An 8,950-nucleotide genomic window follows, 5' to 3' on the forward strand; every position below is an offset into this window, starting at 1 on the left:
TAGGCCGTTACCTCGAAGCGGAAGTCGAGTGACCTGTTTGCCGGCAAGTGGTTGCGGGCCCTCGCAACCAGGCAAACCGAGGTAGGCGAGACCAGCGCAATCCGGAGTGATCGGAGGGTTTCGAGCAGCCATCCGGCCTGGCGAGCGTTGGATCAATCCTCACGCCGCAATCGCGAGCCCACGGCGCGTCGCAAGAGGTTCTCTCTCGGGCCGAGGACTTCCACCTTCTAAGGCCTATCGAGCCCCCTGTCGTGACATTTTGTCACGCCCGTCCCGGAAATAGGTCAGGTGGTACCCGAATGGCCGCATGAAGACGGGAACATGGATATCCTGGCGGCTAGGCCTGCTACTGCACCTTTGGGTAACGAACGTAACGCTGAGACGTTACGACCCTTGGCCCTATGCCTCACTCCGATGGCCGCTCAACACGCCGCCTCGTGGTAGTGTTCCAGAGGGCCCATGAAGAGCCGACTCAGCGTCCTCCTCGTGGTCGTCGCCACGTTCCTCTTCGTCCCCGTGGGGTTCTTTCACCGGATTGATGTCTATGATGAGGGCGTGCAGGTGTACGGGGCCGCGCGCATCCTCGCCGGTGAGGTCCCCTATCGGGATTTCTGGACGCTCTATGCGCCCGGGCAATTCTATCTCCTCGCGACGCTCTTCCGGATATTTAGTCCGTCGCTGGTTGTTGAACGGACCGCCTCCGTCCTCATCATCGCGGCCGGGGCTCTCGTCGTTTATGCCTTAAGCGTCGTCATGGCGTCCCGCTCGCTCGCGCTGCTCCCATGGGCGCTGTGGACGCTGACCCTCGGTTCCTTCATATTCTTTGGCAGCGCCGTGCCGACGGCGTTGCTGATCGCCGCGGCGAGTTGGTTCGCAGTGCTGCAGTTTCTCGCCAGCGGTCGGTTGACATGGCTCGCGCTGAGCGGAGGGCTCGTCGGGGTCACAGCCCTGGTCCGGCATGACTTCGGCGCCTACACCTTTTTGGTGGTCACGGGACTTCTGGCGATATCTGCAGGCGCCCGACTCCGTCGGCTCCTGACCTTCGGGGGTGCGACCCTCTTGCCGCTGGCCGTCGCCCTCGTCGCGCTCCTGTACGCAGGCACGCCCGCGAAGACCCTGCTCGCGGACTTGGTGCTCTTCCCTCTCTCGACGTTTGCCGAGGCGCGGGCCCTGCCGGCACCGAATCCCCTATCGGGGCTTCACGGCCCGGTCGCGCTCGCGGAGGTGTTCGCGGGGCTGCGGTTCTATTTTCCGCTCGGGATTCTTGCTATTACCGGCATCACCGTCGTCGCGCTCTGGCGCCAGCGGGCGTTAGACCGGGCCGAGCTACGCCGCGTGGCCTTGTTCGCCGGGCTCGTCCTGCTGTTCCTCAATAACGCGCGCATCCGCTCGGACGTAGTCCACGCGCTCCCGGCCTGGTGCCCCGCCCTCGTGCTCTTCGCCTGGCTCGCCTCCAAGGCTCGGAATCGCCTGCTGAAGGGCCTTATCGCCGGAACTGCGCTGACCTTCGGCCTGCCACCGCTCCTCACCAAGCTGACCTTCGCCGCCTACATGGTGAGCTTCGCGGCCACGGGGACGAGCGAGTTCACCTACACCATCCCCCGCGCGCGGGGCATCGCCGATGCGCCCGCCCAGCAGGCATACGAGGCGGGCGTCGAGTACATTCGCACGGTGGTGCCGCCTGACGCCCGGATCTTTGTGGGCAACCTCCATCATGATCGCGTGGCGACCGGGGATGCGCTGTTCTACTTCCTCGCGGAACGACACAGTGCCACGCGCTACCATGAGATCCACCCAGGCCTCACGACCACCGCCGCTGTCCAGGAGGTCATGGTCAGCGAGTTGGAGCGGGCGGGCGTCACCTACGTCGTCATTCGGCTCCGAGACCCAGCCCTCAAAGACGACGACGGCCAGCCCCACGGTGGGGTAGAGATTTTAGACCGGTATATTCAGACACGCTTTGAGCCCGTCGTGGGTTTCGGAACATACCTCATCGCCAAACGCAAGTGACTGCAGGGTGCTCCCCAGAGACACGCCTCGTTGTGGGTTACAGCCGATTGCCGTACCAGGCTGGTCAGCCTCTTGAAGCTCGAATGAAACCTCTGAACGACCCCCCGGGAGCACAAGCAGTTAGACCAAGTCGACCTGGAAGGCGACGGGAGTCGATTTCGGTGATTGCGGGCCCGTGATTTGAACCAACGGTGCCGAACGACCTCAGTTCTCGGTGCAGGGGACTGAAAGTCGCGTTCCAATCCCTTTGCCTTCGCCACGGATCCACTTGGGGCCGTCTGTTGGGCGTGCTCTAAGCGGTGTTACCGGGGGTTCCTCCCTAAATTCTCCTTGACCTTCCAGTGGCTGGAAGGTCTATCGTGGCGGCCATATCAAACAGGGAGGTGAGCCGATGGCACAGGCTCTCACCATCGGTCGGCTCGCAAAGGCTACTGGCGTGGCGGCGAAGACCATTCGCTACTACGAACAGATAGGCGTGCTGCCGACCCCGAGCCGCACGGCAGGCGGATATAGACAGTACGATCAGTCCGGCGTGCAGCGGCTGCGCTTCATCCGTCGGGCCCGCTCGTTGGGCCTGCCGCTCCGTGACATCAAAACAGTGATCGTGAGCCTCGATGGGGGACCACGCCTGACCGTGCGTCCTCGTCTGCTGGCGCTGGTCCGACGACAGCTCTCTGCCGTGCAGGACCAGTCCGCCGAGCTCGGACTGCTCGGGCAGCAGCTTGAACAGGTGTTGCACCGCCTGTTGACGTCGCCACGTGAGCGGCCCAGAGAAGGATGTCGGTGTCTGGAGATCGAGGAAGTTGGTGACCCCGCCCACGCGAACGCCACTGAAAGTACCGGGTGACCGCGCCTCCCGTTGACCGGGAGCAGCGAGTGCCGGTCGCGGTGCTTGCTGCGGCGTTCTTGTTCAACCTTGGCCAGGGCGCCCTCCGCCCCTCGCTGCCGCTCTACCTCCAACGATCGTTCGCGGCGAACTACAGGATGGTGACCTTGATCCCGGTGGTCTTCGGCGCGGGGAAATGGATCGCGAGCGTGCCGACCGGATACCTGCTCGGCCGCCTCGGACGACCCCTCATGATCTGGGGCCTGCTGCTGATTGCGCTCATCGACCTCGCCAGCGTCATGACCTCCACCTACACGGTCTTCCTGGGCTTGCGCGCGCTGGGCGGAGTGGGCTGGGCCATGTTCGCGACGGTCGCGACCACGGCCATGGTGAATGTCTCGACCGTGGAGCGCCGTGGGCGCGCGGTCAGCTTGTTATTGATGAGCGAAACGGCAGGGCTCTTGCTGGGCAGCGCCGCTGGCGGTTGGCTGTATCAGGGGCTCGGAGCGGCGAGCCCGTTCGTGTTCGAGGCGGCGTGCGTGTTCGCAGCGGCGGTGGCGGTCGGGCGGTGGGCGTCGCTTGGTGCCCGCCGCGCGCCGGTGCCGCGAGGATCACGCGACTGGCGCCTCCTCACGGCGATACTGCGTAGACCCGGTGTGCTCCTCATGGGCGCGATCAATGCGACCCTGATCGCCATTCAGACGGGTGTCCTCGTCTTCCTCTTTCCTCTCTATTTGGCCAGCCGGGGAGGTGTCGGCCCGGAGGCTATCGGGCTCCTCATCAGTCTGAGCGTGCTCGGCCGACTCCTCGCGCTCTGGCTTGGAGGCACCGTGTCGGACCGGTGGGGGCGCATGCGCGTGCTGATCCCCGGCTTGCTGAGCTATGCCGTCTTGCTCGGCACTGTGACGTGCCTGACGCAGCCGATGGTGCTCGGGGTCTGGAGCTTGGCGATCGGGGCGGCCGCGGGCTTTGTGGCCGCCATCCCGACGGCTGTCATCGGCGATCAGGTTCCGCCACCGCTACAAGGCGTGGCGATCGGCTGGCTCCGTATGATGACCGATAGTGGGCAAATCCTGGGGCCTCTGGTGATGGGCGCCTTGGCGGATGGGGTGGATCTCTCCGCGCCGTTTCTCTTTGGGGCGGCCCTGCTGACGGCGACGGCGTGGCAGTGCCGCCGCCAAGCCAACGCCATATCGGTCGCCGTCACCACGGAACGAAGAGACGCATGACCACAGCGACTGGGCGGGTCATGGTGGTGACCGCGCACCCAGACGACCCCGAGTTCTTGGCGGGCGGGACCGTGGCGAGGCTGGTCAAGGAAGGCCGTGAGGTCACGTACCTCATCGTGACGAACGGTAACAAGGGCTCGGGCGACCGCACCATCACGTCGCAGCGCCTGGCGCCGATTCGCGAGGAAGAGCAGCGGTGTGCCGCCCGCGTGCTCGGCGTCGAGCGGGTAGAGTTTCTCGGCTACGAAGACGGTGAGGTCGAGGACACGCGCGACCTGCGGCGTGACGTAACGAGCCAGATCCGCCGATGGCGACCCGACCTGATCATCACGCAGAACCCGAACCGCACATACAGCAACTTCCCCGGCTGGCACCGGGATCACCGGATCACTGGCGGCGTCGTGCTCGACTGCGTCTACCCGCTTGCCAGAGACCACCTGTCGTTTCCCGAACTCCTCCCGGAGTACGAGCCTCACCAGGTACGGGAGGTGTATCTGATCCAGTGGGAGCAGCCCAGCCTGGTCGTGGACATCACGGGCACGATGGACGTCAAGCTGAAGGCCATCACCTGTCACGCGAGCCAGCTCGGCGATTTCAGTGTTGTGGAGGCCCGGATGCGAGCGCGCGCGGCCACCCTTGGCAAGGCGAAAGGCTATACGTACGCCGAGGGTTTCGACCACGTCGTCCTCCCGGGCTGATACGCCGGAATGTCGCCGGGACGCTGTCTCACCCTTCTTGAACGGTCCCGGGGAATGAAAGCCGCGTTCTAGTCCCCTGTCCCCTGTCCCCTGAGATGTGATTCCCCTCTGCCCTGCGGCAAGCTCATCGCGCTCTGCAGCCAGCGCGACACCAAGCGCCCCGAGCTCACCGAGGCTAAGCCCGTCGTGGCGAAGAACTGATCGAACGGCTCTCCAGCACAGGCGCGCCCGGTCAGGCGACAGGCCCCCCGGGCGGGCCGTGCCCCCCCGCGCTGCGGCTTGCTGACTGGGGATCGCTTCGCGTGAGATCGGAGGGGGACAGGGGACATCTGTCAAACACCGCTCGGTTAAGGAAAAGTATAGCGGCGGGTTGGGCGGGCCTACTGAGCCAGGACAGCGCCCCTTCACTCAGCCAAGAATGCGCTCCAGGAAGTCCGATGGCACGTACTCAGCCAGATCAAGACCGAGCTCATCCTTGGTGAACCGATCGATGAACTTGACAGCGTTCTCTACGTGGAAGGCCGCGTCGTCGGGACTCGGATTCGCGTACTTGTGTTGAATATTATTTCGTTCTTCATGTAGCAGCTCAAGATCGGCCTTTTCTGGAATCTTGCAGTTCAACTTGCTGTCCAAGATGTCATAGGCGCCCCAGATCGATATTGTTTCCTTGGGATTCTTGTAGATGGACTGTCCCCCGCGCCGGACGCGCTCCTTCAGCAGAAGCTCGATGGCCTGGTCCACGTGCAGGAGAGCAAACTTCATATCCGTCGAAGTGTTACTCCGCAAGAAATGCCACAATCCGTGCTCAAGCACCTCAAATGCCGAGCGAAGAAGCGGGGACAGGGATGCAGCACCCGCCGCGCGCCCCTTCCTCTTGGGTTTCCCGGTGTCCTTCGCTGCCATTCGCCGGAAGCCCTACTTCGCTTGCTTTGAAAGGCGCGTCTTGACGTGCTCCTCTCCAGATTGGGTTAGGGTGTAGCGCTTCTTGCCGCCCTTCTTCGCGGCTTTGGACTCCATCATGTAGCCGCGGCGAATATTACTGATGCACATCTGACTCGTATTCGAGTTCTCGATCTTGGCCTCATAGTAGAGGTTGTTAAGGTCGGCGGGGGTGAAGTCCTTGGTTCCGAGCTGGTGCTCGAGGTAGTAGCCAAAGGCTGAAACCAAGTCGATGTGCTTCTTGAATCCTAGCTGGCGTACGAACTCACCTGGAGAGAGACCCTTGCCCGCTGGCCCTTCAAGACGCAGCGGCTTCTCCGCTCTACCGGTGCGTGGGGCGGCTGGAGTCTGACCTATCTCGGAGGCCTCGGACTCGAACCGCTTGAGCATGTCGAGTACAAATCTCTTGTCTCCTTCGGCCTCAAACTGCTGCTCGCCGCGAGCGATTCGTAGCCGGTAGCTGCGATTGGCCATTCTTCCTCCTCGGTGGCCGCGCCCGTCCCCGCCGTCAGGCGCGGGTGGTCTCAACGCTTGTTAGCCGCCAAGCCTCGACCTCCTTCACTTCGTTGGGCAAAAGTACCCCCCGCCCTGACCACGTTTGGCAACTATTAGACCCTTTTTTACGAGAGCGTCGACAACCTCGGTCGCCGAGAACCCCGACCCCTCAAGGATGGCGACCAAGCGCGGTCGCTGGCTGCGGTTGCTGCTTCGGAGGTCAGCGAACAACTGGAGGACGTGCGGAACCATATCCTTGTGGTCCTTCTTGAACTTGTTCCAGCGTTGCATGTAGGGAAGTTCGTTAAGCCAGCGCCGCAGGACGTCACGCTTCAAGACCGGGTACTGCTTGTACTCGATCCGGTTCTTGCCCTGCAGGTCGCTGATGATCGCGTTGATCTCGCCCTCAGCCCGAGCTTCCTTCTCCGCCTCGCGTTCAGCCCTCGTCCGCTTCTTGCGAGTACTCACCGTCAGCAAGTAGTTCATCGGGAGCGTGTGAGCAATTCCGACCTCTAACGACACATTCGGATTCCCCTCCGTCGCATCGAAAATGCAGCCGGCCGAGTCCGAGACCAGGTTCATAATGTAATCGAGGAGGTTATCGCTCGAAGTAATGGTGCCCGTGTCAGCCAGGACGAAGTGAAAAGGCGTCTCGGATTCGAGTTCTCTCTTGAGCCGATCGTAGTTACCCCTGATGTTCTTCTTGTAGGGGCAACCGACGAAAACTTGGTGGAGCTTTGGCAAGTGAGCCTCTCTCCTTGACGGCTAACGCCAATTGGACGGAACCATTCAGAAACAGTGACGCAGCGCGGGCCGGAGTATAGCAGGGATGGAGGCCGCGCACAGGAACAGCGAGATCAGCGGAACACGGGCACGTTGCGTCATCCGTGGCGGCTCGGGCTAGCCGCCACGTCCCCGCCCCCGTCAACCATAGGTCGGTGCTTGACTTCGCGCCCGCCCGGGACCGGAATCCGCGCGCGATGGCGCTCAGCCCCCGGAGCAGCTGCTCGGCGACCTGCCGGCCGACGCCCTGTGAACGACCTGACGGCGTTCCTGGGCTACCCGACGCGCTCTTGGGGGAGTGATGAAGCTTCACGCGGAACGGGTCACGAAACTCGACGCGGCAAGGCGCCAGTTGACAACCGCCGTCCGCAGGTTCTTCGATAACAAGGACACCGTCTCAATACACACCCTTCCGGGCTAGTTTCCCGGGGGAACATCAAGCGTCAGCTTGACAGGATCGAGGCGCGACTCGAAAATACGAGCCCCGGGTACGGACGGTGCCGCTTCCCGGCAGCATCGAGTAAGGGAGAAGACGGCACATGGAGGTGCGACATGATGCCCAACGTCGCGATCTGCGTCTACTGCTCCCGCAAGATTGAGGAAAAGGAGAAGTCCGTCAATGTGCCCCATCTACCGGGCGGCGTTGCCCACCTCGCGTGCGCCCAAAAGGAAACGATCCGAACGAAGAGCTCATAGTTCGGGTCTGAGTCCCAGTTTCCCGGTGAGTGTCCCTGCGGAGTCTCACGCCGTAGGACCGCGGGTGCCGGACCACAGGCTTCACCTCGACGCCGTCCAGATGAGGCGTTCGTGCCGGATGAAATGTTCGTGTGGGGATCAAAACACCCGACGAATTTGAATCCCGTGTGGCTCGGTGTTGACTCAACAGCACGCAACTACCGGAAACACGTAAGAAAGCGCGTGGCGGACCATAAACACGGGTTCGAGTCTGGCCCTCAACTTTCGAAAAACGTCAGCCCACCCCTTTGGTCTGACATATTCCTGACAGAAACAGGTGCCGAAGCCACCTAACCCGCCGATCTCACGTAACTAGTATTATGGCTCGGTTCTTGCGTGCTAACTTTTCTCATGGGCTGCCGGTCGGTCAAGCCATGGATAGCCTGAGCCACCTCAAGGGCCGCGTCGGCGAGGCGTTTGTGGAGAATATCCTCCGCCGTGCCGGCTACAAGGTCGCTCGACTCGGCCGTGAGAGCCAGGTGCAACAGATGCTCAAGACTGGTATCAGCGAATTCCTTCCAGACTTCCTCGTCTGGAAGTCGGTCGACCGGACGGGTGACGGCGCATCGCTCACGCGTGTCCTTAGCGTCGAAGTCAAGTACCGATACAATGTGCCGGAGTTCCTCCAGCGATTCGGCGGAGACTTTCTCTCCGACGTGGCGGAGCAGTGGCCAGAGCTCTACGTGATCCTCGTCACCGACAATCCTGAACCCGAGCGGTCATGCTTCCAGGTGCTCGACCTCCGCGCCTATGATCCGTCCACGCCATTGGCAACACGCGACCTCCACGAGATCGGCGACCTCGGCATCTACCGAAACACGGTGGAAGAATACGAGGAGTTGGTAAAGCAGGTCTTCTCGCTGCTTGGGGCTCAGTTCCGCGGTCAGAGCTTGTTGCGGAAGCCGTTAGGCAAGGTGATAGCCGAGGCGTGTGGCACGGGGACCGCCGGAGTCGGAGAGCCTTCCCTATAACTCGCGCGAGCTGCGGCTCGCGGGTTCGCGTGGGTCGCAACAACTCGGATTACAGCCATCCCCTTCCGGAACGTACTCTTCTTGCGCTAACATCGCGTCAGCACAGACTTGTTTGCATGTGGTCTAGCCTCGATTTCCACGCCCCCGCCAACGACTAACGGCTGAGGGTCGCGATTGCCCGAATGGCGGCCTGTTGGGCCCATCTTCGTTAGTGATATCGAGTACGGTTAAGAGTAAGACTCACCGAGCTAGACACTCCGTTCT

Annotated in this window: 8 protein-coding genes; 5 read left to right on the forward strand and 3 right to left on the reverse strand. The window is 62.5% G+C overall.

Features of this window, described 5'->3' with window-relative positions; all coding sequences use genetic code 11:
- Positions 1-459: 459 nt before the first annotated feature.
- The 4 genes from Q7W02_28440 to Q7W02_28455 all read left to right on the forward strand — a co-directional run bounded on the left by Q7W02_28440 (position 460) and on the right by Q7W02_28455 (position 4,763).
- A complete protein-coding gene (locus tag Q7W02_28440) occupies positions 460-2,010 on the forward strand; it encodes a hypothetical protein (protein MDO8480054.1) in 1,551 nt (516 codons plus the stop codon).
- Positions 2,011-2,401: 391 nt separating this feature from the next.
- Complete coding sequence (locus Q7W02_28445; protein MDO8480055.1) at positions 2,402-2,857, forward strand: MerR family transcriptional regulator; 456 nt, start codon at positions 2,402-2,404, stop codon at positions 2,855-2,857.
- 29 nt (positions 2,858-2,886) lie between these two features.
- Positions 2,887-4,065, forward strand: coding sequence for an MFS transporter (locus tag Q7W02_28450; GenBank protein MDO8480056.1), 1,179 nt, complete (start codon positions 2,887-2,889; stop codon positions 4,063-4,065).
- Entirely contained in the window at positions 4,062-4,763 is a 702-nt protein-coding gene (locus tag Q7W02_28455; protein MDO8480057.1) for a PIG-L deacetylase family protein, read from the forward strand. Before Q7W02_28450 ends, Q7W02_28455 begins: the two co-directional genes overlap by 4 nt.
- A gap of 408 nt (positions 4,764-5,171) precedes the next feature.
- Here Q7W02_28455 and Q7W02_28460 read toward each other — a convergent pair whose 3' ends face one another.
- The 3 genes from Q7W02_28460 to Q7W02_28470 form a co-directional block, all read right to left on the reverse strand.
- Positions 5,172-5,666 (reverse strand): hypothetical protein, encoded by a 495-nt coding sequence (locus Q7W02_28460; GenBank protein ID MDO8480058.1) that lies wholly within the window; start codon positions 5,664-5,666, stop codon positions 5,172-5,174.
- A gap of 12 nt (positions 5,667-5,678) precedes the next feature.
- Positions 5,679-6,176 carry a hypothetical protein gene (locus Q7W02_28465; GenBank protein ID MDO8480059.1) on the reverse strand — a complete coding sequence of 166 codons (498 nt, stop codon included), beginning with the start codon at positions 6,174-6,176 and terminating at the stop codon, positions 5,679-5,681.
- Positions 6,177-6,260: 84 nt separating this feature from the next.
- Positions 6,261-6,941 carry a hypothetical protein gene (locus tag Q7W02_28470; GenBank protein ID MDO8480060.1) on the reverse strand — a complete coding sequence of 227 codons (681 nt, stop codon included), beginning with the start codon at positions 6,939-6,941 and terminating at the stop codon, positions 6,261-6,263.
- 1,148 nt (positions 6,942-8,089) lie between these two features.
- On the opposite strand from Q7W02_28470, the gene Q7W02_28475 reads away from it, so the two are divergent.
- Entirely contained in the window at positions 8,090-8,686 is a 597-nt protein-coding gene (locus Q7W02_28475; protein ID MDO8480061.1) for a hypothetical protein, read from the forward strand.
- The last annotated feature ends 264 nt before the right edge of the window (positions 8,687-8,950 follow it).

The sequence above is a fragment of the Candidatus Rokuibacteriota bacterium genome (genome assembly GCA_030647435.1).
In the GTDB taxonomy this organism is placed as follows: Bacteria; Methylomirabilota; Methylomirabilia; order Rokubacteriales; family CSP1-6; genus AR37.